16 protein-coding genes are annotated in these 20156 nt (G+C 73.5%); 6 read left to right on the top strand and 10 right to left on the bottom strand.

Features of this window, described 5'->3' with window-relative positions; all coding sequences use genetic code 11:
* Positions 1-69 precede the first annotated feature (69 nt).
* Positions 70-1173, bottom strand: a complete 1104-nt coding sequence (locus ABD652_RS08600) for a 4-hydroxy-3-methylbut-2-enyl diphosphate reductase (RefSeq protein WP_153143200.1) — start codon at positions 1171-1173, stop codon at positions 70-72.
* A gap of 32 nt (positions 1174-1205) precedes the next feature.
* Positions 1206-2162: a hypothetical protein gene (locus tag ABD652_RS08595; RefSeq protein WP_344720267.1), complete on the bottom strand. Its 957-nt coding sequence runs from the start codon at positions 2160-2162 to the stop codon at positions 1206-1208.
* Between the two features lie 252 nt (positions 2163-2414).
* Between ABD652_RS08595 and xseA the strand changes: the two genes are divergently transcribed.
* Both xseA and ABD652_RS08585 read left to right on the top strand, forming a co-directional pair.
* The gene (gene xseA / locus ABD652_RS08590; protein WP_344720265.1) at positions 2415-3809 is read left to right on the top strand and encodes an exodeoxyribonuclease VII large subunit; all 1395 of its coding nucleotides are present in this window, start codon (positions 2415-2417) and stop codon (positions 3807-3809) included.
* Complete coding sequence (locus tag ABD652_RS08585) at positions 3806-4099, top strand: exodeoxyribonuclease VII small subunit (RefSeq protein WP_153143197.1); 294 nt, start codon at positions 3806-3808, stop codon at positions 4097-4099. The genes xseA and ABD652_RS08585 overlap by 4 nt, the downstream gene beginning before the upstream one ends.
* Positions 4100-4115: 16 nt before the next feature.
* Here ABD652_RS08585 and ABD652_RS08580 read toward each other — a convergent pair whose 3' ends face one another.
* The 3 genes from ABD652_RS08580 to ABD652_RS08570 form a co-directional block, all read right to left on the bottom strand.
* A complete protein-coding gene (locus ABD652_RS08580; RefSeq protein WP_344720262.1) occupies positions 4116-5354 on the bottom strand; it encodes a pyridoxal phosphate-dependent aminotransferase in 1239 nt (412 codons plus the stop codon).
* Between the two features lie 82 nt (positions 5355-5436).
* Positions 5437-6690, bottom strand: coding sequence for a pyridoxal phosphate-dependent aminotransferase (locus ABD652_RS08575; RefSeq protein ID WP_344720260.1), 1254 nt, complete (start codon positions 6688-6690; stop codon positions 5437-5439).
* Between the two features lie 122 nt (positions 6691-6812).
* Entirely contained in the window at positions 6813-7895 is a 1083-nt protein-coding gene (locus tag ABD652_RS08570; protein WP_344720258.1) for a glycine betaine ABC transporter substrate-binding protein, read from the bottom strand.
* 60 nt (positions 7896-7955) lie between these two features.
* On the opposite strand from ABD652_RS08570, the gene ABD652_RS08565 reads away from it, so the two are divergent.
* Entirely contained in the window at positions 7956-9761 is a 1806-nt protein-coding gene (locus ABD652_RS08565; RefSeq protein ID WP_344720256.1) for a tetratricopeptide repeat protein, read from the top strand.
* A 31-nt stretch (positions 9762-9792) separates the two neighbouring features.
* On the opposite strand, the gene ABD652_RS08560 is transcribed toward ABD652_RS08565, so the two are convergent.
* From ABD652_RS08560 to ABD652_RS08540, 5 genes are all read right to left on the bottom strand, one after another.
* The gene (locus ABD652_RS08560; RefSeq protein ID WP_344720254.1) at positions 9793-11118 is read right to left on the bottom strand and encodes an aminoglycoside phosphotransferase/kinase family protein; all 1326 of its coding nucleotides are present in this window, start codon (positions 11116-11118) and stop codon (positions 9793-9795) included.
* Between the two features lie 16 nt (positions 11119-11134).
* Positions 11135-11995 (bottom strand): hypothetical protein, encoded by an 861-nt coding sequence (locus tag ABD652_RS08555; RefSeq protein ID WP_344720252.1) that lies wholly within the window; start codon positions 11993-11995, stop codon positions 11135-11137.
* 401 nt (positions 11996-12396) lie between these two features.
* Positions 12397-13089 carry a GNAT family N-acetyltransferase gene (locus ABD652_RS08550; protein ID WP_344720250.1) on the bottom strand — a complete coding sequence of 231 codons (693 nt, stop codon included), beginning with the start codon at positions 13087-13089 and terminating at the stop codon, positions 12397-12399.
* On the bottom strand, positions 13086-14834 hold the full coding sequence (locus tag ABD652_RS08545) for a DUF885 domain-containing protein (RefSeq protein ID WP_344720248.1): 1749 nt from the start codon (positions 14832-14834) through the stop codon (positions 13086-13088). Before ABD652_RS08545 ends, ABD652_RS08550 begins: the two co-directional genes overlap by 4 nt.
* A complete protein-coding gene (locus tag ABD652_RS08540) occupies positions 14831-16270 on the bottom strand; it encodes an NAD(P)H-quinone dehydrogenase (protein ID WP_344720246.1) in 1440 nt (479 codons plus the stop codon). Before ABD652_RS08540 ends, ABD652_RS08545 begins: the two co-directional genes overlap by 4 nt.
* 135 nt (positions 16271-16405) lie before the next feature.
* On the opposite strand from ABD652_RS08540, the gene ABD652_RS08535 reads away from it, so the two are divergent.
* From ABD652_RS08535 to deoC, 3 genes are all read left to right on the top strand, one after another.
* Positions 16406-17296: a purine-nucleoside phosphorylase gene (locus ABD652_RS08535; RefSeq protein ID WP_344720244.1), complete on the top strand. Its 891-nt coding sequence runs from the start codon at positions 16406-16408 to the stop codon at positions 17294-17296.
* A 93-nt stretch (positions 17297-17389) separates the two neighbouring features.
* Complete coding sequence (locus tag ABD652_RS08530; RefSeq protein ID WP_344720242.1) at positions 17390-19234, top strand: phospho-sugar mutase; 1845 nt, start codon at positions 17390-17392, stop codon at positions 19232-19234.
* Between the two features lie 109 nt (positions 19235-19343).
* On the top strand, positions 19344-20081 hold the full coding sequence (deoC, locus tag ABD652_RS08525; RefSeq protein WP_344720240.1) for a deoxyribose-phosphate aldolase: 738 nt from the start codon (positions 19344-19346) through the stop codon (positions 20079-20081).
* Positions 20082-20156: the final 75 nt, after the last annotated feature.

Here is a 20156-nt window from a genome sequence, read left to right as displayed (position 1 = left end):
TACCAAGCCGTCGCCGACATGAGGCGGCGCGCCGGAGCCGGCGGCCGTCGAGGCCATGACACCGCAGGGTCAGCGGGTCCGGCCCCCGCGGCCGGTGTCCTCATGCCCGGCGTCCTGCAGCGCCTTGCGGATCTCCTTGGGGAGAGAGAACACGATGTCCTCCTCGGCGGTGACGACCTCGGCCGCCTCGCCGTAGCCGTAGTCGGCCAGCAGCCGCAGGACCTCGTCGACGAGCACCTCGGGCACTGAAGCCCCGGAGGTCACGCCGATGGTGCGGGCGTCCTCGAACCAGGCCTCGTCGATCTGGTTGGCGAAGTCCACCCGCTCGGCGCGCGCGGCTCCGTGCTCCAGGGCGACCTCCTTCAGCCGCACCGAGTTCGACGAGTTCGCCGAGCCGACCACGATGACCAGGTCGGACTCCGGCGAGATCTTCTTGATCGCCGCCTGCCGATTGCTGGTGGCGTAACAGATGTCGTCGCTGGGCGGGTCCTGCAGATTCGGGAAGCGCTCGCGCAGGATCTGGACGATCTCCATGGTCTCGTCCACCGAGAGCGTCGTCTGCGAGAGCCAGACCAGCTGATCCGGGTTCTGCACCTCGACGGTGCGGGCCTCCTCGGGGTTGTTCACCACTGTCGTCGCCTCCGGCGCCTCGCCGTAGGTGCCCTCGACCTCCTCATGGCCGTCATGGCCGATGAGCAGGATCTCGCGGTCGTCCTTGGCGAAGCGCACGGCTTCGCGATGGACTTTGGTGACCAGCGGGCAGGTCGCGTCGATGGTCTGCAGATTCCGATCCGCGGCAGTCTGCTTCACCTGCGGCGAGACCCCGTGGGCGGAGAAGACGAGCAGAGCCTCCTCGGGGACCTCGTCGGCCTCCTCGACGAAGATCACGCCCTTCTCGGTGAGCGTGTCGACCACGTGGCGATTGTGCACGATCTCCTTGCGCACGTAGACCGGCGGCCCGTAGCGCTCCAGGGCCTTCTCCACCGCGACGACGGCGCGGTCGACGCCGGCGCAGTAGCCGCGCGGGGCCGCCAGCAGCACGCGCCGCTCGCCTTCGAAGGTGGAGGCGGCGGCGACGTCCTCCGGGGACCGTCGCCGACGCGGAACCATCGGCGTCGGCACCGAGATGTGCTGTCCGTGGGCGGGAGCCTCCGTGGTCGTGCTGGTAGTCATGGCCCCCAGTCTACCGGCCGAGGACAAGGCGATCAGACCTGAGAGACCCCGCTGTGATCAGGATGATGGACCGCCGCACCCTCTCCTCGCGGCCCCTGCCGGTCGCCGTCGACGCCGCGCGGTCCGCGGGCGGCCAGCAGTCCGACGAGGCCGGCGACGACGACCACGCCGGCCCCGCCGAGGAAGAGCCACCAGGTCGGCTGGGCCCAGGCGGCGAACTCGCCGGCGACATGCTCGACCACGGCCGCAGAGGCCGGGCTCGCCCCCGCCGTCGCCGTCGGATCCGGCGACGCCGGGCCCAGCGCGGCGACCAGCCCCAGCCCGGCGGCGACCAGCCCTCCGAGGACCAGGCTCACCCAGCGGCCGCGCCCGCGGCCGAGCAGCAGGCCCAGCACGGCCAGCACCGCCGCGGCGATCGCGCCGACGGGCCAGTGGGAGGAGGCCTGCGCGAGCGTGGCGACTCCGTAGGCGTCGACGCCGGAGTCCGAGACCGGGTCGACGTCGACGACGATCTCCGGGGCGAGCTGGTCGGCGGCTTCCTCCCCGACCATCGGGATCCGGCCGACCAGCACCTGGGCCACCGGAGTGAGGTCCAGCGGCACCGCCAGCTCCCCGGCCTCGCCGGAGGCGCCCTCGTGGAAGAGCGTCTCCAGCTGATCGGCGTAGTCGGTCCGGGTGCTCTGCAGCGACTCCTCCCAGGCGGCCCGGGCGTCCTCGTCCTCCAGCAGATCCGACACCGCCGAGGAGACCAGGTTCTGCAGACCGGAGCCGACCAGGCCGGAGACCCCGGCCGGCAGCTGCTCCGCGGCGTCGTCGGCGATCCGCTCCGAGACCGCCTCGGCGAAGGCCTCGTCGGCGGGCAGCTGTCCGGCGATCTCGCGGATCGGCTCCGGCTCGCGCAGCAGCTGGTCGACCTGCTGGCCGGCCGTCGCGGCCGCGGCGAGCAGCCCGGCCAGCATCAGACAGATCGCGCTGAGGACATGGCGCATCGACAGACTCCTGACGTGGGACGGGGAGATGTTCTCCACAACGAGGTCACCGGGGCGGACCGTGACGCCGCGGCTCGGTAGAGTGGCGCACGACGGGCCGGCCCGTCGACGGAGGGCCAGGGTACTGCCCCATCCTGACCGGAGGCCGGACCGGCCGCCCTGACCGGCCGACCCGACCAGCCGACCCGACCAGCCGACCCGACCAGCCGACCTGATCAGCTCGCCCCGCCCGACGACCGCGAGGAGACGCACGTGACCGGTTCCGCGGAGCAGTCCTCCGGGCCCGCCGCCCTGCCGGCGACCAGCCAGGAGACCTCGCCGGACACCCCGTGGCCGCTGAGCCACTTCTCCGGCAAGCTCAAGGCCCATATCGAGAAGGTCTCCCCGACCTGGGTGGAGGGCCAGCTCGTCGAGTTCACCCTGCGCAACGGCAATGCCTGGATGACCCTGCGCGATCTGGAGCAGGAGATCTCCTTCAACGCCGTGGCCTGGCGCAACGTGGCCTCCGGGCTCGACGGCGTCGTCCAGCCCGGCGCCCGCGTGGTCGCCCAGGTGAAGCCCAACCTCTATGCCAAGACCGGCCGGCTGTCGCTGGTCACCCACCAGATGCGGCCGGTGGGACTGGGCGACCTGCTCGCCCGCGTCGAGCAGCTCAAACGCCAGCTGGGCGCCGAGGGGCTCTTCGACCCGGCCCGGAAGAAGCCGCTTCCGGTGCTGCCGCGGCGCATCGGGCTCATCACCGGCCGCGACTCGGACGCGAAGAAGGACATCCTGCGCAACACCCACGCCCGCTGGGCCGCCGCGGCGTTCGAGATCCGCGAGGTCACCACCCAGGGCGCGGCCGCCCCGGTCGACGTCTCCGTGGCGCTGGCCGAGCTGGACGCCCGCGCCGACGTCGACGTCATCGTCATCGCCCGCGGCGGCGGGGCCCTCGAGGAGGTCGTGCTGCCCTTCTCCGACGAGCGGCTGATCCGTGCCGTCTCCGAGGCCTCCACGCCGGTGGTCTCGGCCATCGGCCACGAGGCCGACCGGCCGCTGCTCGACGAGGTCGCCGACGTCCGCGCCTCGACGCCGACGGGATCGGCCCGGCTGCTGGTGGTCGACGAGGCCGCCGAGCGGGTGCAGATCACCCAGTCGCGGTCGCGGATGTCCTCGGGCGTGGAGCGGATGATCGGCCGTGAGGTCGAGTGGCTGGCCGCGCTGCGCTCCCGCCCGGTGCTGGCCGCCCCCGAGACCATGGTCGCCGGCCGCGCCGAGGAGATCGCCGGACTGCGCCGTCGGGCGCTGGTGTCGATGGAGGCCGCCGCGGCCCGCGCCGAGGACTGGATAGCCCAGGCCCGGGCGCGGGTCACCGCCCTCTCGCCGCAGTCGACGCTGGACCGCGGCTATGCGGTGGTCCAGGACGGCGAGGGCATCGTCCGCGACGCCGCGACCCTCTCCCCCGGCGACGACGTGCGCGTGATGGTCGCCGCCGGCGAGTTCGACGCCGACGTGCGCGAGGTCCGCGAGCGGCGCGGCGGCGCGGAGGGCCGGGACCACGGCCAGGACCAGGGCCAGGACCAGGGCCAGACCGACGAGGCCGCCCGAGACACCCGGACCACTCGAGACACCCAGGACACTGACATCACCCAGGAGGAGCCTCGATGAGCGAGACCCCGGAGAACACCTTCAGCACCGCCAAGCTCGACGACGTCGAGTCGATGAGCTATGAGCAGGCCCGCGACGAGCTGGTGCAGGTGGTGACCAAGCTGGAGACCGGCGGCGCCCCGCTGGAGGAGTCGCTGGCGCTGTGGCAGCGCGGCGAGGCGCTGGCCGACCGCTGCGAGCGGTGGCTCGACGGCGCCCGCACCAGGCTGCAGGAGGTCCGCGAGAGCCTGGAGTCGACGGACTCCTCCGACGAGGCCGAGACCGGCGCCGCGGAGGGCCCCGCCACGTGACGTCCCGCGGCGGGGCTCAGCCGCGCACTGTCGCGTCGCGGTAGCTCTGCAGGAAGTCGGCGATGCCGGCGATGGCCTCCTCGAGCTCCTCGACGCCGGGCAGGGTGACCAGCCGGAAGTGGTTGTCGTCGATCCAGTTGAACGCCCGTCCGTGCGAGACCAGGATCTTCTGCTGGCGCAGCAGCTCGATGACGAAAGACTCGTCGTCCTCGATGGGGTAGATCTCCGGATCCAGCCGCGGGAACAGGTACAGCGCGCCGTCGGACTGGTGGACGTCGACGCCCTCGATCTCCGAGAGCAGCCGGTGGGCGACGGTGCGCTGCTCATGCAGCCGCCCGCCGGGACTGATCAGGTCCTCGATGGACTGGTGCCCGCCCAGGGCGGCCTGGATCGCATGCTGGGCCGGCACATTGGCGCACATCCGCATGTTCATCAGCAGGGTCAGGCCCTCGAGGTAGTTCTTCGCCCGGTGCTTCGGCCCGGAGACGTAGATCCAGCCGGAGCGGAAGCCGGCCACCCGCCAGGTCTTCGACAGCCCGGAGAAGGTGATGGTGAAGACGTCGTCGGAGAGGGTGCAGACGTTGACCATCTCGGCGTCGTCGAAGGTGATGTTCTCGTAGATCTCGTCGGAGAGCAGGATGAGGTTGTGCCGCCGGGCGACGTCCACCAGCCCTTCGAGGATCTCGCGGGGGTACACCGCCCCGGTGGGGTTGTTCGGGTTGATGATCACCAGCGCCTTGGTCCGCTCGGTGACCTTCGACTCGACCTCCTCGGGATCCGGCCACCAGTTGTTCTGCTCGTCGCAGATGTAGTGGACCGCCGTGCCGCCGGCCAGCGTCGTCGCACCGGTCCACAGCGGGTAGTCCGGCGCGGGGATGAGGACCTCGTCGCCGGGGCCGAGCATCGCCTGCAGCACCATCGAGATCAGTTCGGAGACGCCGTTGCCCAGATAGATGTCATCCGGGTCGGTCTCGGTCATCCCGCGGCTCTGGTAGTACTGCGCGACGGCGATCCGGGCCGAGTAGATGCCCTGCGAGTCCGAGTACCCCTGGGCGGTGGCCAGGTTGCTGATCATCGTCATCCGGATCGAGTCCGGCGCCTCGAAGCCGAAGGGCGCCGGATTGCCGATGTTCAGCCGGGTGATGCGGTGCCCTTCACGCTCGAGCCGGGTGGCTTCCCGGGCGATCGGTCCGCGGACGTCGTAGCGGACGTCGCGGAGCTTGGGCGACTGGGTGAACTCCTCGAACTCCTCCATCCTCCCATCCTGCCTCACCGAGCCGGGTGTCTGCGGCCACATGCCGTCTCATGAAGGACTCTTCGGCACCTCCGGGGCCCGATCAGTCGACGCCGACGGCCCCCGGCGACACTGCGTCGCGGTAGCCGGCGAGGAAGTCGGCGATGCCGGCGATGGCCTCCTCCAGCTCCTCCACGGCGGGCAGGGTGACCAGGCGGAAGTGGTTGTCGTCGATCCAGTTGAAGGCCCGTCCGTGCGAGACCAGGATCTTCTGCTGGCGCAGCAGCTCGATGACGAAGGCCTCGTCGCTCTCGATCGGATAGATCTCCGGATCCAGCCGCGGAAAGAGATACAGCGCGCCGTCGGCCTGATGGACGTCGACGCCCTCGATCTCCGAGAGCAGCTGGTGCGCGACGTTCCGCTGTTCATAGAGCCGCCCGCCCGGCTGGATGAACTCGTCGATGGACTGATAGCCGCCCAGCGCGGTCTGGATGGCGTGCTGGGCCGGCACGTTCGGGCACATCCGCAGATTCGACATCAGGTTCAGGCCCTCGAGGTAGTTCTTCGCCAGATGCTTCGCCCCGGAGATGTAGATCCACCCCGACCGGAAGCCGGCCACCCGCCAGGTCTTCGACAGTCCGGAGAAGGTGATGGTGAAGACGTCCTCGGCCAGCGTGCAGACATTGACCGTCTCGGCGTCGTCGTAGGTGATCTTCTCGTAGATCTCGTCGGAGAGCAGCATCAGGTTGTGCCGCCGGGCGACGTCGACCAGGTCCTCGAGGACCTCCTGCGGGTAGACCGCGCCGGTGGGGTTGTTCGGGTTGATGATCACCAACGCCTTGGTCCGATCGGTGATCTTCGATTCGATCTCCTCGGCGTCCGGATACCACTTGTTCTGCTCATCGCAGATGTAGTGCACCGGCCGGCCGCCGCAGAGCGTGGTCACCGCCGTCCAGAGCGGGTAGTCCGGGGCGGGGATGAGGACCTCGTCGCCGGGGTTCAGCATGGTCTGCAGCACCATGGTGATCAGTTCGGAGACCCCGTTGCCGAGGATGACGTCGTCGACGTCGGCCTCCTTCATCCCGCGGGTCTGGTAGTACTGCGCGACCGCGGTGCGGGCGGAGTAGATCCCCTGCGAGTCCGAATAGCCCTGGGCGGTCGGCAGATTCTTGATCATGTCGACCAGGATCGAATCCGGGGCCTCGAAGCCGAAGGGCGCGAGATTGCCGATGTTGAGCTTCGTGATGCGGTGGCCGGCCGCCTCCAGGCGTGCCGCCTCCGTCGCGATGGGGCCGCGGACGTCGTACCGGACGCCGCGCAGCTTGTCCGCCTGGGTGAACTCCTCGAACTCCTCCATAGAGCAATCCTGCCTCATGGGGGCGCTCCCGCACAGGGGTCGGCGCGGAGGAATGTCCCGGGACGCCGCTCAGCGCGCCGCCGCCCCGTCGATCCTCGTCGTGGCGGGGGACGCGCTCCGCCCTACCCCCAGTCCTCCGGGGCGGCGATGAGCTCCTCCTCGACCAGCCAGTACTCGGCGGCCTCGTGCGGCGCGAGTCCCTGCTCGCCGGAGAGCAGCCGACGCAGCGTGGTCACCGCCTCGGCGTCCAGCCGTGAGGAGACCTGGCCGACGATGTCGGGGATCTCCTCGGCCGCGGCGTCGTCGACCACCGGCACCAGCTGCTCGCGGGGGAAGGCGTGGTCGGCGTCGTCGAGGGCGACCAGCGCGTGCTGCTCGATGCCCGGATGGGTCGAGCTGATCACCGCCGCGTCGAGCTCGGCGGAGATCAGCCGCCGCACCAGCTCGTCCTCGCCGCCGGTGCTCACCGCGGTCGGCTCGCAGTCGTAGATCGCGGCCAGCGAATCCTCGGGAGTCGGCAGATCCTCGCGCACCCCGACCGTGAGCTGGTCGCAGGCCTCGGCGACGGAGGAGTCGCCGGCGTCGGCGGAGTCGCGCGGGATATCCTGCTCGACGGCGGTGACCGTGGTGACCACCAGCGTCTCGGTGAGCACCGCGGCGGCGGGCTCCAGGACCTCGGCGCCGTCGACGGCGTCCTCGACCAGCCCCAGCACGGTCTCCGCCGTCGGCGTGGGGACTGCGGCCGCGGCGGTCGCCTCCGGCGAGGGAGCGGCCTGCTCCTGGTAGCCCTCGGGATCGAGCTGCCGGGCCAGATCGAGGGTGCCCGCGACGACCAGGGCGTCGTCGGAGCCGCCGTCGTCGCCCGCTCCCCCGTCCTCGGCGAAGCCGGCGACCAGCTCGCCGGGCTGCGCGTCGCGGACCTCGACCACCGCCGGCACGTCCCGGGAGTTCATCGCCAGCGAGTAGATGCCGGCCACGGTGCGCTCCAGCGGATCGTCGGCGACGGCGACCGTCAGCGCTTCCTCGGCCTCCTCGCCGGTCGGCTCCTCCGCCGGGGGCGGGCCCGAGCAGCCCGGCACCAGCGCCGCGATCGCGGCGAGGCCCCCGATGCCGAGGACGCGCCCGGGGGCCCGCCCGGCGCTGCGTCCCGCCGACCGCCGACCGGGTCCCGGAACAGGGCGCGGCAGGCGGTCGTCGTCAGTCATGGGCTTCATTCTACGGACGAAGGTTCTCCGCTTCCCACGCGGACGTCTTAGGCTGGACAGATGACCTCCGATGCGGCTGATGACCAGGTCCAGCTCCCCGGCGCGGCGCGGCTCGTCACGCGTCTGCAGGCGCTGCTGCACGGTCCGCAGCCGAGCGAGCCCGAGGCTCGGACCGCCCGCGGCTGGCTCGACCTCGCCTATGAGGCCGCCTACGGCGAGCGCTACCACGCGGCCGCCGACGCCGCCTCCCGCGGCCTCGAGTCCCGCGGCGGCCAGGAGCCGGAGAACCGGCTGATGCTGCTGCGCATCCTCTCCGGCGTCCACGAGATGCACGGCGACTCGGCCGCCGCCGCCCCGCATCTCGCCGCGCGGGTCGCTCTGCTGCGCGACCTCGGCCGGAGCCGCCAGGCCCGCATCGAGGAGGAGCTCGGCGGCATGCTGCTGCGCGAGCCGGACACGGTCGAAGGCGACATCCTCGCCCGGGTCGCCGAGGAGCTGCGCGACGAGGACCGCGCCGCCGGCACGGGCGGCACGGACGAGACAGGCGGCACGGACGGCAGCCTGGAGCTGGCCGACGTGCTCTCCTCGCTGGCGGTGCGGGTGCTGCACGACGAGGGCCCCGAGCCCGCGCTGGAGCTGGTGCGCGAGGCGGTGGGGATCCTCGAGCGGCACGACCGCCAGGAGGCGCTGGCCGGGGCACGGATGTTCCTCGCCCACACGCTGCTGCTCACCGGCGAGTCGGCGGCGGCCCTGCAGATCGCCGACAGCGTGCTCCACGGACCGGCCAACCGCGCGGTGCGCGGGGCGATGGCCATGCTGAAGGCCACCATCCACCATCACGACGACCGGCACGACGAGGCAGTGGAGAGCGCAGTCACCTCCGCCGAGCTCTACTCGGCCTGCGGCGTGCGCAAGGGCGCGGCCTCGGCCGCGGCGCTGCTGGCCGGCATGGTCTCGGCCCTGGACCAGGGCGAGGCCGCGGTGCTCGCCTGGCGGATCGCCGTCCAGCAGGCGGAGCTCGGCGAGTTCCCCGAGGCGCGGATGCTCTCGCTGGCGCTCGGCCAGCAGCTGCTCGAGCTCGAGGACCATGCCGAGGCGGAGAGCGTCCTGGACGCGCTCTCGCTGCGGCTGGGCAGCTCCGAGGAGGATCTCTCCACCCGGGCGCGGGCGCTGATGGGGCTCGGCCACGCCGTCACGCAGCAGCAGCGCCCGCTGGAGGCGCTGGCGCACTGGGAGGAGGCCGCCCGGCTCTTCGCCCGCTCCGACGAGCCGGAGGAGGCCGCCCGCGCGCATCTGGCCGCCGGGGCGCTGGCCGCCTCGCTGGAGCGTCTCGACGAGGCGCGGCGGCACTACGAGCAGGGGCTCGAGCTGGCCCGGCGCGAGGAGGACGAGGACCCGCTGACACTGGTGCAGGCGCTGCATGCGCTGGGCCACCTGCTCACCCGCACGGAGGACTCCGAGGGGGTCGGCTACCTGCAGCGCGCCCTCGACGTCGCCCAGGAGCACGGCACCGAGTGGCAGGTCGCCGACATCACCGATTCGCTGGCCCGCGGCTACGTCGCCCTGGGCGAGGGCACCCAGGCGGTGGCCAAGGCGCTCGACGCCGCCGACCTCTTCGGGGCGGCCGGGGACGAGCGGGCCGCCGGCGGCGCCGAAGTCTTCGCGGGCAAAGTGCTGCTGGAGATGGGACGCCCGGACGAGGCCGAGGCCATCCTGCGCATGGCCGTCGGCGAGCGTGAGCCGGAGCAGGACCTGCTCCTCGAGGCGCTGGAGGCCCGCATCGAGGCGCTGATGCACCAGGACAAGGCCGACGAGGCCGCCGAGCTGCGCCGCGAGCTCACCCGGCTGAAACGCCACCGGAGCTGACCACGGCCCGCCCCGGCGCACCGGCCCCCGGTCACCGCGGCAGCAGCTCCTGCGGCCACTCCGGCACCGGGTCGTCGGTGGGGAAGAACCCCAGCAGCGCCTCCGCGCAGGCCAGCCGGTGCTCGGCCTGGTGCTGCCAGTCGGCCCGGTGGGCGTCCCGCGCCCCGGCCACCAGCGACAGCGCCACCGAGGCCGAACGCAGCCGCAGCGCCTCCGGATCCACGACGGCGGCGAAGGCGCGGGCGAAGCGAGCCAGCGCGGCGGGGGCGTGCACGTAGCGGGCGTCGACGGCAGGCAGCACGGCCACATGGCCGAGGAAGCAGGCCAGATCGTCCACCCGGTGGCCGGGCCCCAGGGAGTCGACGTCGAGCAGGCAGGAGACCGCGTCGCCGCGCATCAGCACATTGGCCTCGTAGAAGTCCCCGTGGGTGGGCACCACCGGTCCGCGCTCGGTGTGGGGCAGCCCGTCGAGGATCGTCCGCTCCACCCGGCGGACCCGGTCGGTGCGCCGCGGCAGCGCGGAGAACGCCGCCGAGGCGTAGGCCGACAGCCGGTCGGTCCAGGCGTCGCGGGCGGGCAGCGTCATCACCTCCGCCGGCATCGCCTCCAGCAGCCCGAGGAACTGGGCGGGGTCGAGAGCCCCGCCGCCGTCGGCGAGGATCTGCTCGGCCAGCGGCTCGCCGGCGCCGGCCTCCAGGGCGACGACGTCGTCGACGGGCTCGCGCACCGGCACCGGGGCCGGGATGCCGGCGTCGAGCAGCATCCGGTGCCGGGCATGCAGATCAGAGGCGCGGCCGGCGCGCAGCACCTTCAGATACAGCCGCGACCCGTCGTCGAAGGCCGCGGCGATCACTGCCCGACGCAGCGGTCGGTAGCTGACCGTCTCCAGCCCCACCAGCCGGCGGCCGCGCCCCCAGGTCTCGGCCACCGAGGCCGGGTCGGTGGCCAGCGGCAGGCCGGGCAGCGCCGGGTCCAGCGGATGCTGCCAGATCGCCAGCCGCCCGTGGGGACTGTGCGAGTAGATCACCCCCGGCCCGTGGTCGGGCACCGCCTCGGTGGTCATGCCGACGTAGAGGTCGTCGACGTGGTCGGAGGTCTCGGTGTAGGAGCCGGCCGGCCAGGACCGGGCCATCACCGGCCGGGCGGTGGAGACCCGGTAGATGCCGGTCACCCCCGCCCCGGGACGGTGCTGGATGGATTCCAGATGCACCGAGGTCGCATAGACGCCGGTGTGCTGGATCGCCGCCGCGATGGGCGAATGGGCGTCGTAGGACTCCAGGAACGCGATCTGCCGAGCTTCCTGCTCGGCGCTGCGGCTCTCCGGCGCGGCGCGGGATGCGTCCTGGGGCTGCTCCATCGAGTCGCCGGTCTCCTCAGGCCCGCCGCCGCTTGAGCACGGCATCCAGGTCCAGCGACTCCTGGACGGCGACCTGCCGACGCGGCCGCGGCATCTCGCGGACCTCGTCGGCCGCCTCGGCGCCCTCGGGGGCTTCTCCGGCGGCCTCCTGCTGCTCGGCGCGGATCTGCGCGGCGGCGTCCTTGAGCTTGACCTCGCCCTCCGGTCGCGGCTCCTCGGGGACCAGCGGCTCCGGCGCCGGACGCTCGGCGGCGCGCGCCTCGAGGTACTTCGGCTTGGGGACCTCGCGCGGCTCCCAGGCGCGGGCCGGGGAGGCCGCATGCGCCGCCGGCGGCACCGGCTGCTCGTGCGGGGCGTCGGCGAAGGTCCGGCCCAGCTGCAGCGGCAGGCCGTCGGCGTCGAGCTCCTGCAGCGAGCCGGGCCCGCCGCGGCCGCTCGCGTCGTGGGTCAGCGCGTCGAACGGCGGAGTGCGGGCCTCGGCGACCGCCCGATCGGTGGTCGGCACGCTCGGCCGGCGCAGCCCGGAGGCCTCGACGTCGGGGTTCATCGCCTCGCGCAGCGCCTCGTCCAGCCGGGCGCGCCGCCGCCGACGCCGGCGGACCACCGCCATCGTGCGCAGCGTGGCCACGCCCAGCAGCGCGACGCCGCCGGAGAGCAGCGGCACCGGTCCCGGCGCGACGCCGAGGCCCACCAGCAGACCGGCGATCAGCGTGGTCAGCAGCGCCAGCGCGACGATCAGCGCGACGGCGGTGCGGCCCCAGTGGACGGTGAACTCGCCGCCGGAGCCCGTCCCGTCCGTCCTGTCCGGCGCGGCGGCCGGGGCGGCGGAGTCGGCGGCTGCGGCGCTGGCGTCGCCGTGGGGTGTCGCGTCAGTCATGGAAGCCCTTCGTCCTGCATGCTCCGCACGACCGGCCGGCGGGGCGGGCCCGGCGCCGGCGGCGTCGCGCCCGCGTCGGGTCCGGCGCACAGTCGGTCGCGCCGTCGGATTCTCGGATGGTCGGTTCGGCATCCGCTGGGCCCTCGTGATCAGCGCCGCCAGGAAGAGCCCGGCGACGACGGCGAAGAGCGCCGAAGAATGGACGGGCAGGCTGGGGAGCACGTCGATGATCGCCGTGTCGAGGCGATCGAGGCCCAGCGTCACCGTGCGCCCACCTGCCCTTCTTCGGACACTCCCCGGCGCCGCGGCCGAGGGTGTCGCTGATCATGAAGTTCAGTCCCCCACCTTAGCCGACGATCCTCCCGTATCCCGGGGATCCGTGCGGTGCGGCGTGCGGCGTGTCACGCTCCGGCCGCGGCGAGCAGGCTCGGACGCGGGTACCGGGTGCGCAGCGGCCCGGCTCCCGGCACGCGGGGCAGCAGCCCGGGGCCCAGCTCCTCAGCGGTGAGCGCGAAGCAGCGGTGGTCGACCCAGGCGCCGTCGATGTGCAGGTAGCGTTCGCGCAGCCCCTCCTCGCGCAGCCCCAGCTTCTCCACCACGCGCAGGCTGGCCGCGTTCTCCGGGCGGACGGCGATCTCGATCCGGTGCAGCCGCCGCTCGAGGATGAGGTGGTCGACGGCGGCGGCGACGGCGGCGGTCATCAGCCCCCGGCCGGCGTGGTCGCGGTCGATCCAGTAGCCGAGCCCGGCGCTGCGCGCCGAGCCGCCGATGATCGGCCCGACGGTCAGCTGCCCGATCAGCGACGGCGCGCCGGAGGCGTCGGCGAACCAGAGGAACCAGGGCAGCTGGGCACCGGCGCGGGCCTCACGGGTCAGCCCACGGACCATGGTGCGGAAGGCCGTCGGAGTCATCCGCGCCCGCGGGGCCTCGGGGACGGTGGCGTCCCAGGGGGCCAGCCAGTCCTCGTTGGCCAGCCGCAGCGCCAGGAAGCGGTGCTCGTCGCGCAGCGCGCAGGGCCGCAGGCTCAGCAGCCCGCCGTCGACCGCCGCGGAGAGCTCCACCGGCCAGCCGGCCGCCCGACGCCGCGTCCTCATCGCGCTCCCGGGGACGCTCCGTCGCGCGGGCCGACGGCCAGGCGCAGCGTGTCGAGGCCGACCATGCCCAGCTGCAGCAGCTCGGTGTGGAAGGCTGGCAGGTCGAAGGCCTCGCCCTCGGCCGCGCGACGCTCGGCGCGCAGCTGCTCGAAGACCCGCTGGCCGACCTTGTAGGAGGGCGCCTGCCCCGGCCAGCCGAGGTAACGGACGAACTCGAACTCCTGCTGGGCCTCGGAGATCGGCAGATGCTCGCGCAGGAACTCGCGGCCCTGCTCCGGGGTCCACACGCCGCCGCCGAGGGCCTCGGGAGCCTCGAAGCCGCAGTGCACGCCGATGTCGAAGACCACGCGGGCCGCACGCATCCGCTGCATGTCCAGCATGCCGAGCTCATCGCCGGCGTCGGCGAGGAAGCCCAGCTCGTCCATGAGCTGCTCGGCATAGAGCGCCCAGCCCTCGGCGAATCCGGAGACGTGGCAGCCGTGCCGCCGCCAGCTGTTCAGCCGGTCCTTCACCAGCGTGGCGGTGCCGATCTGCAGATGATGGCCGGGCACGCCCTCGTGGTAGACCGTGGTGGTCTCCGCCCAGGTGGTGAAGCTGGTGTCCTCCGGCGGCACCGACCACCACATCCGGCCCGGGCGGGAGAAGTCGTCGCTGGGGCCGGTGTAGTACACCCCGCCGTCCTGGGTCGGGGCGATCCGGCACTCCAGCACGTCCATCGGGGCGGGGATGTCGAAGTGGGCGCCGGACAGCGCGGCGACGGCCTCGTCGGAGCGCCGCTGCATCCAGTCCTGCAGCGCCTCGGTGCCCTCCAGCCGGCGCGCCGGGTCGGCGTCGAGGATCCGCCGGGCCTCGGCGACGTCGGCGCCGGGGCGGATCCGCTCGGCGACCTTCCGCTGTCGGGCGACGATCGACTCGAGCTCCTCCAGCCCCCATCGGTAGGTCTCCTCGAGGTCGAGCTCGGTGCCGGTGAACACCCGCGAGGCCAGCCGGTAGTGCTCGACGCCGACGGCGTCGGCCTGCGGCGCCGTCGGCAGCAGGTCCTCGGCCAGTCGGTCGGCGAGCCGCTCATAGCCGGCGGCCGCCGCGGCCGCGCCCGCGCGCACCGCCGTCACGGCGGCGTCGTCGACCCCGGCCTGCCGGGCGGCGTCGACGAAGGTGGACAGCGCGCCGTCGGCGGCCGCATAGCTGCGCGACTGCTCGATGACCGCACGGATCTGCCGGGCCGCCGGCACGTGCCCGGCCGCCCGCGAGGCCAGCAGCGACTCCCACCAGCCCTCCAGCGCAGCGGGCAGATTCTGCAGCCGGCCGGCGAGGTGCGCGAAGTCCTGCGGGCTGGACTGCGGCATCAGCTCCGGGACCATCCGCACCTCCTGGGGCACGGAGGCCAGATTGTTCAGCTCGGTGCGGCCGGTCGCGTGCAGCTCGAGCTCCAGGCCCAGCCGCTCGCGCAGCGCATGGACGGTGACCTCGTCGACGGCGTCGGCCGGCTCGAGCTCCTCCAGGGCCGCCAGCGTCTCGCGGTTCAGCGCCGCGACGGCCTCCCGGCCGGCGGGCGAATAGTCGGCGTACTCGGTCTCGACGCCGGAGCGGCCGAGGATCGTCGCCTCGTCCGGGTGCAGCGCCAGCCAGCGCTCGAAGTGCTCCTCGGCGCAGGCGTCGACGGCGGTGGGGGTCCGCTCCGCCGCCGAGGCCGCGGACGCCTCCGGCGCCTGCTCCTGCCGCCGGGGCGGCGTCGCGCCGTTCACTGGTGGACGTGGAGTCGGCGGGCGGCCTCGGAGAGCGAGCCGGTCAGCGACGGGTAGACGGTGAAGGTGGAGGCGACGTCGTCGACGTGGATCTTCTGGGTCACCGCCAGCGCCAGCGGGAAGATCAGCTCGGAGGCGCGCGGGGCGACGACGACCGCGCCGATCGTCGTCCCCGAGCCCTTGCGGGCGAAGATCTTGACGAAGCCGTCGTGGATGTTGGTCATCTTCGCCCGCGGGTTCGTCGACAGGTCCAGCTTGACCACGTCGGCCTGATAGGCGCCGGAGTCCACCTGCGCCTGGCTGACGCCGACGGTGGCGATCTCCGGGGAGGTGAAGACGTTCGAGGCGACCTGGTGCAGCTTCAGCGGCTTCACCGCGTCGCCCTGCATGTGCGAGACCGCCACGCGGCCCTGCATCGCCGCCACCGAGGCCAGCGGCATCTGACCGGTGCAGTCGCCGGCGGCGTAGATGTTCGTCGCCGTGGTCCGCGAGACGGTGTCGACCATGATGTGGCCGGAGTCGGTCGTCTGCACGCCGCACTCCTCCAGCCCGACGTCGGTGGTGTTCGGCACGCCGCCGACGGCCATCAGGCAGTGCGAGCCCTCGATGACGCGGCCGTCGGAGAGCGTGACGGCGACGCCGTCGGCAGTGCGCTCGACCTTCTCCGCGCGGGTCTTCGAGGCGACGTTGACCCCGACCCGGGCGAAGGAGTTCTCCAGCACGCGGGCGGCGTCGGGGTCCTCGCCGGGCAGCACCCGCTCGCGCGAGGAGACCAGGGTGACCTCGGTGCCCAGCCGGCAGTACGCCGAGGCGAACTCCGCCCCGGTGACGCCCGAGCCGACGACGATCATGTGCTCGGGAGGCTCGGTCAGCGAGTAGGCCTGCGTCCAGTTGAGGATGCGCTCGCCGTCGGGCACCGCCGTGGGCAGCTCGCGCGGGTGGGCGCCGGTGGCGACGATGACCGCGTCGGCCTCGACCAGCTCCACCGAGCCGTCGGCGCGGGTCGCCTCGATGCTGTGCGGCGGCTTCAGCCGCCCGCGGCCGTCGATGACGGTGACCCCGGCGGCCTCCAGCGACTCCCGGATGTCCTCCGACTGCGTATGGGCCAGCTCGAGCAGCCGCTCGTTGACGGTCGAGAAGTCCGCCCAGGCGTCGGTGGTGTGCGAGTCGTCGTCATCCTGGCCGAAGCGGACGCCGAACGCCGTGGAGGCGTTGACCCGGCGCATCGCGTCGGCGGTGGCGATGAGCGTCTTCGACGGGACGACGTCGGTGAGCACCGCCGAGCCGCCGACGCCCTTCTCCTCCACGATGGTGACCTCCGCCCCGGCGTGGGCGGCGACCAGCGCGGCCTCGTAGCCGCCGGGGCCGCCTCCGAGGATCGCGACGCGTGCAGGGGCGAAAAGGCTGTTCGGAGTCTCAGAAGTCACAGGGGCCATTCTGCCCAGTCGGGCGCGTCTTGTCAGGTCCGCCCGGGCACGGCGCCGCGTCCGGCCGGCCGATGACGGGCCGCCGACGCCGCCCCGGCCTGCGGAGGGAGCATCGGGGGCCGACAGCCGGTAGATTGGAGAGCGATGAGTGAGAACACAGTCCGCACCGACGCCGACGGCGCGCCGCAGACGGCCGCGCCCCAGGATCTGACCCCGACCGACGACCCCGCCGCGCCCGCCAACCGGCTGGCCGAGGAGGCCGCCGCCGTCCTGCTGGACCGCGCGGGCATCGACGCCGTGGATCTGGCCTGCACGCTCGGCTCCGGATGGGGCGAGGCCGCCGGCCAGCTCGGCGAGGTCGTCACCGTCGTCGACGCCGATGAGGTGCCCGGCTTCCACGTCTCCGGCGTCGCCGGCCACTCCGGGCGACTGACGGTCATCCGCACCGAGTCCGGCGCGCATGTGCTCGTCGTCGGCGCCCGCACCCATTACTACGAGGGCCGCGGCGTCGACGCCGTCGCCCACGGGGTGCGCACTGCCGCGGCCGCCGGCGCGCGGACGATGGTGCTGACCAACGGCTGCGGCGGACTGAACGCCGACTGGGCGCCCGGCACGGCGGTGCTGATCCGCGACCACATCAACCTCACCGGGGTCTCGCCGCTGCGCGGAGCGCACTTCGTCGACCTGACCGACCTGTACTCGCTGCGGATGCGGGACATCGCCCGGCAGATCGATCCGGCGCTGCCCGAGGGCGTCTACGCGCAGATGCCCGGCCCGCACTACGAGACGCCGGCCGAGGTCCGCCACGCCGGCATCATCGGCGCCGATCTGGTCGGGATGTCCACTGCGCTGGAGGCGATCGCCGCCCGCGCGGCGGGCATGGAGGTCTTCGGCATCTCGCTGGTGACCAACCAGGCCGCCGGCATCTCGCCGGAGCCGCTGAGCCACCAGGAGGTCGTCGACGCCGGGCGCGAGGCCGCCCCGCGGATCTCCGATCTGCTGGCCCGGGTGATCACCCGCTCGCTGCAGGACTGAACGGACCCGACCACCGCGCCCGCGACGAGCCCGTCGGGACGCCGCGAGCCCCTTCCGAGACCCCAGACCCCTGACACAGCCGCCGCAGAGGAGATGAGCGACGTGCCGGAGACCGCCTCCGCCGATCAGCTGCTGACCACCGTCCACCGGTGGATCGAGCTCGACCCCGACCCCACCACGCGTGAGCAGCTGACCGAGCTGCTGGCCCGCGCCGAATCCGCCGCGGCCGGCGCCGACGACGCCCGGCAGAGCCTCGAGCAGCTCTTCGCCGGACGGCTGGCCTTCGGCACCGCCGGGTTGCGCGCCGAGCTGGGTCCGGGCCCCCTGCGGATGAACCGCCTGGTCGTCCGGCAGACCGCCGCCGGACTGCTCCGGCACGCCTCCCGCGAGCTGGTCGCCGCCGGCGGCGACGGCTCCGGCCGGATCGTGATCGGCTACGACGCCCGCCACCAGTCCGACGCGTTCGCCGCCGAGACGGCCCGGCTCTTCGCCGACGCCGGCTGGGAGGTCCATCTCTTCGACCGTCCGGGTCCGACGCCGCTGCTGGCCCGTCAGGTGCTGGTGCGCTCGGCCGACGTCGGCGTGATGGTCACCGCCAGCCACAACCCGCCGCAGGACAACGGCTACAAGGTCTACCTGGGCGGGCGGCTCTCGCAGCACCTGGAGCCGCACGGCCGCGGGGCCGGCGCCCAGATCACCGCGCCGATCGACCGGGCCATCGCCGCGACGATCGACGAGGTCGTCGCCGAGGACTTCGCCGCGGGCTCCCCCGCGCCGGCGGTGGAGCCGGCCCCGAGCCCGGCGTTCCCCGCGACGGCCGAGATGATCGGCGACGACGCGCGCACCGCCTACCGCGAGCGCGCCCTCGAGCTGCTCGACCCGACCGAGCATCCGCACCGGGACCTGACGATCATCTACACCGCGATGCACGGCGTCGGCGGCGAGCTGGTCACCGACCTGCTCTCCGCGGCCGGCTTCGAGCGCGTGGTCCCGGTGTCCGCGCAGTTCGACCCGGACCCGGACTTCCCCACCGCCGACTTCCCCAACCCGGAGGAGCCCGGCGCGCTGGACCTGGGCCTGCAGGCCGCCGCCGAGCACGAGGCCGATCTGCTGCTGGCCAACGACCCCGACGCCGACCGGCTCTCGGCGGCGCTCTTCGACCCCGCCCAGCAGGCCTGGCGCCAGCTCACCGGCGACGAGATGGGCGCGCTGCTGGGCGCGCATCTGCTCGACCGCGGGCCGCTGCGCGCCGGCGGCGAAGAGGACCCCGAGCCGGTGATGGCCAGCTCGGTCGTCTCCTCCCGCCAGCTCTCCGCGCTGTGCCGGGCCCGCGGGGTCGGCCACGAGTCCACCCTGACCGGATTCAAGTGGCTGGCACGCGTGGCGGGGATGAGCTTCGGCTACGAGGAGGCCATCGGCTTCAACGTCGACCCGACGAGCGTGAAGGACAAGGACGGCGTCTCGGCCGCGCTGATCTTCGCCGAGCTGGTCGCGACGCTGAAGGCCCAGGGCCGCACCGTCTTCGACGCCCTCGACGCGATCGCCGCCGAGGCCGGCATCTTCGTCACCGGCCAGGTGACCGTCCGGGTCGAGGACCTCGCCCAGCTCGGCGAGATCACCGCGGGCCTGCGGGCGACGCCGCCGACGGCGATCGCCGGCTCGCCGGTGGTCGAGTCGCTGGACCTCGCCCGGGCCCCGCTGCCGGGCGCGACCTTCGACGAGGCCAAGACCACCGACGCGCTGATCCACCTCACCGAGGCCGGCGACCGCGTCATCGTCCGCCCCTCCGGCACGGAGCCGAAGGTCAAGTGCTATCTGGAGGCCGTCGCCGACACCCCCGGCGCCGACGCCTCGACCCAGCAGGTCGCCGCCGCCCGCGCCCGGGCCGCCGAGCGGCTCGAGGCCCTGCGCGAGGACATGGGCCGGCTGCTGGGCTGACCCCCGCGCCGGGCGCCGCAGGCGCTCGCCGCCGCAGACCCTCGCCCGGAGATCCCGGGCCACGATCACCCCGACGCGGATCCCCACCGGGATCCGGAGAGGACGCCCCATGGCCACCGCCTCCGCCACCGCCCCCGACGGCTCCCCCGTCCCCGCCCCGGCCCAGATGGCCGGGCTCATCGATCACACGATGCTCAAGCCCGACGCCGATGAGGCCACTGTGCTGCGCGTGGCCGCCGAGGCCCGCGAGCACGGCTTCGCCTCCGTCTGCGTGAATCCGCGCTGGGTCCGGCAGGTCCACGCCGAGCTGCAGGGCTCGTCGACGGCGACCTGCACGGTGATCGGCTTCCCGCTGGGCGCGAACACCACCGCGACCAAGGTCGCCGAGACCGACGACGCGGCGGCCGGGGGCGCCACGGAGGTCGACATGGTCGTCGACATCGCCGCGGCGAACGCCGGCGAGGAGTTCGAGGTCGTCTCGCAGATCCGCACTGTGGCCACCGCCGCGCACGAGGGCGGGGCCATCCTGAAGGTCATCCTGGAGACCGCGCTGCTGACCGAGGAGGCCAAGGGGCTCGTCTGCCGCGCCGCGGCCGAGGCCGGGGCCGACTTCGTCAAGACCTCCACCGGCTTCGCCGGCGGCGGGGCGACCGAGGCCGACATCGCGCTGATGCACGGCATCGTCGGCGGACGGCTGGGCATCAAGGCCTCCGGCGGCGTGCGCAGCTACGCCGACGCCGCGGCGATGGTCGCCGCCGGGGCGACCCGGCTCGGGGCCAGCTCCTCGCTTGATATCCTGGCAGGCGACGACACGTCGTCCGCCTCCTCCGCGGCCGGCTCCTACTGATCCGCGGCCGGGCCGGCGTCGAGACGACGACGGCGACCGACGACACCACCCGCACGCAGCACTCACAAGGGGATC

The organism is Nesterenkonia halobia (assembly GCF_039536005.1).
GTDB classification, from domain to species: domain Bacteria; phylum Actinomycetota; class Actinomycetes; order Actinomycetales; family Micrococcaceae; genus Nesterenkonia; species Nesterenkonia halobia.
This window is presented reverse-complemented; position numbering and strand designations above follow the sequence as displayed.

Excerpts from the sequence above, each read along its gene's own strand:
- ABD652_RS08530 (WP_344720242.1), top strand. The coding sequence starts at position 17,390 with ATGAGCGACGTGCCGGAGACCGCCTCCGCCGATCAGCTGCTGACCACC.
- ABD652_RS08595 (WP_344720267.1), bottom strand. The coding sequence starts at position 2,162 with ATGCGCCATGTCCTCAGCGCGATCTGTCTGATGCTGGCCGGGCTGCTC.
- ABD652_RS08570 (WP_344720258.1), bottom strand. The coding sequence starts at position 7,895 with ATGACTGACGACGACCGCCTGCCGCGCCCTGTTCCGGGACCCGGTCGG.
- ABD652_RS08565 (WP_344720256.1), top strand. The coding sequence starts at position 7,956 with ATGACCTCCGATGCGGCTGATGACCAGGTCCAGCTCCCCGGCGCGGCG.
- ABD652_RS08575 (WP_344720260.1), bottom strand. The coding sequence starts at position 6,690 with ATGGAGGAGTTCGAGGAGTTCACCCAGGCGGACAAGCTGCGCGGCGTC.
- ABD652_RS08600 (WP_153143200.1), bottom strand. The coding sequence starts at position 1,173 with ATGACTACCAGCACGACCACGGAGGCTCCCGCCCACGGACAGCACATC.
- ABD652_RS08580 (WP_344720262.1), bottom strand. The coding sequence starts at position 5,354 with ATGGAGGAGTTCGAGGAGTTCACCCAGTCGCCCAAGCTCCGCGACGTC.
- ABD652_RS08555 (WP_344720252.1), bottom strand. The coding sequence starts at position 11,995 with ATGACTGACGCGACACCCCACGGCGACGCCAGCGCCGCAGCCGCCGAC.
- ABD652_RS08560 (WP_344720254.1), bottom strand. The coding sequence starts at position 11,118 with ATGGAGCAGCCCCAGGACGCATCCCGCGCCGCGCCGGAGAGCCGCAGC.
- ABD652_RS08540 (WP_344720246.1), bottom strand. The coding sequence starts at position 16,270 with ATGGCCCCTGTGACTTCTGAGACTCCGAACAGCCTTTTCGCCCCTGCA.
- ABD652_RS08535 (WP_344720244.1), top strand. The coding sequence starts at position 16,406 with ATGAGTGAGAACACAGTCCGCACCGACGCCGACGGCGCGCCGCAGACG.
- ABD652_RS08550 (WP_344720250.1), bottom strand. The coding sequence starts at position 13,089 with ATGAGGACGCGGCGTCGGGCGGCCGGCTGGCCGGTGGAGCTCTCCGCG.
- deoC (WP_344720240.1), top strand. The coding sequence starts at position 19,344 with ATGGCCACCGCCTCCGCCACCGCCCCCGACGGCTCCCCCGTCCCCGCC.
- ABD652_RS08585 (WP_153143197.1), top strand. The coding sequence starts at position 3,806 with ATGAGCGAGACCCCGGAGAACACCTTCAGCACCGCCAAGCTCGACGAC.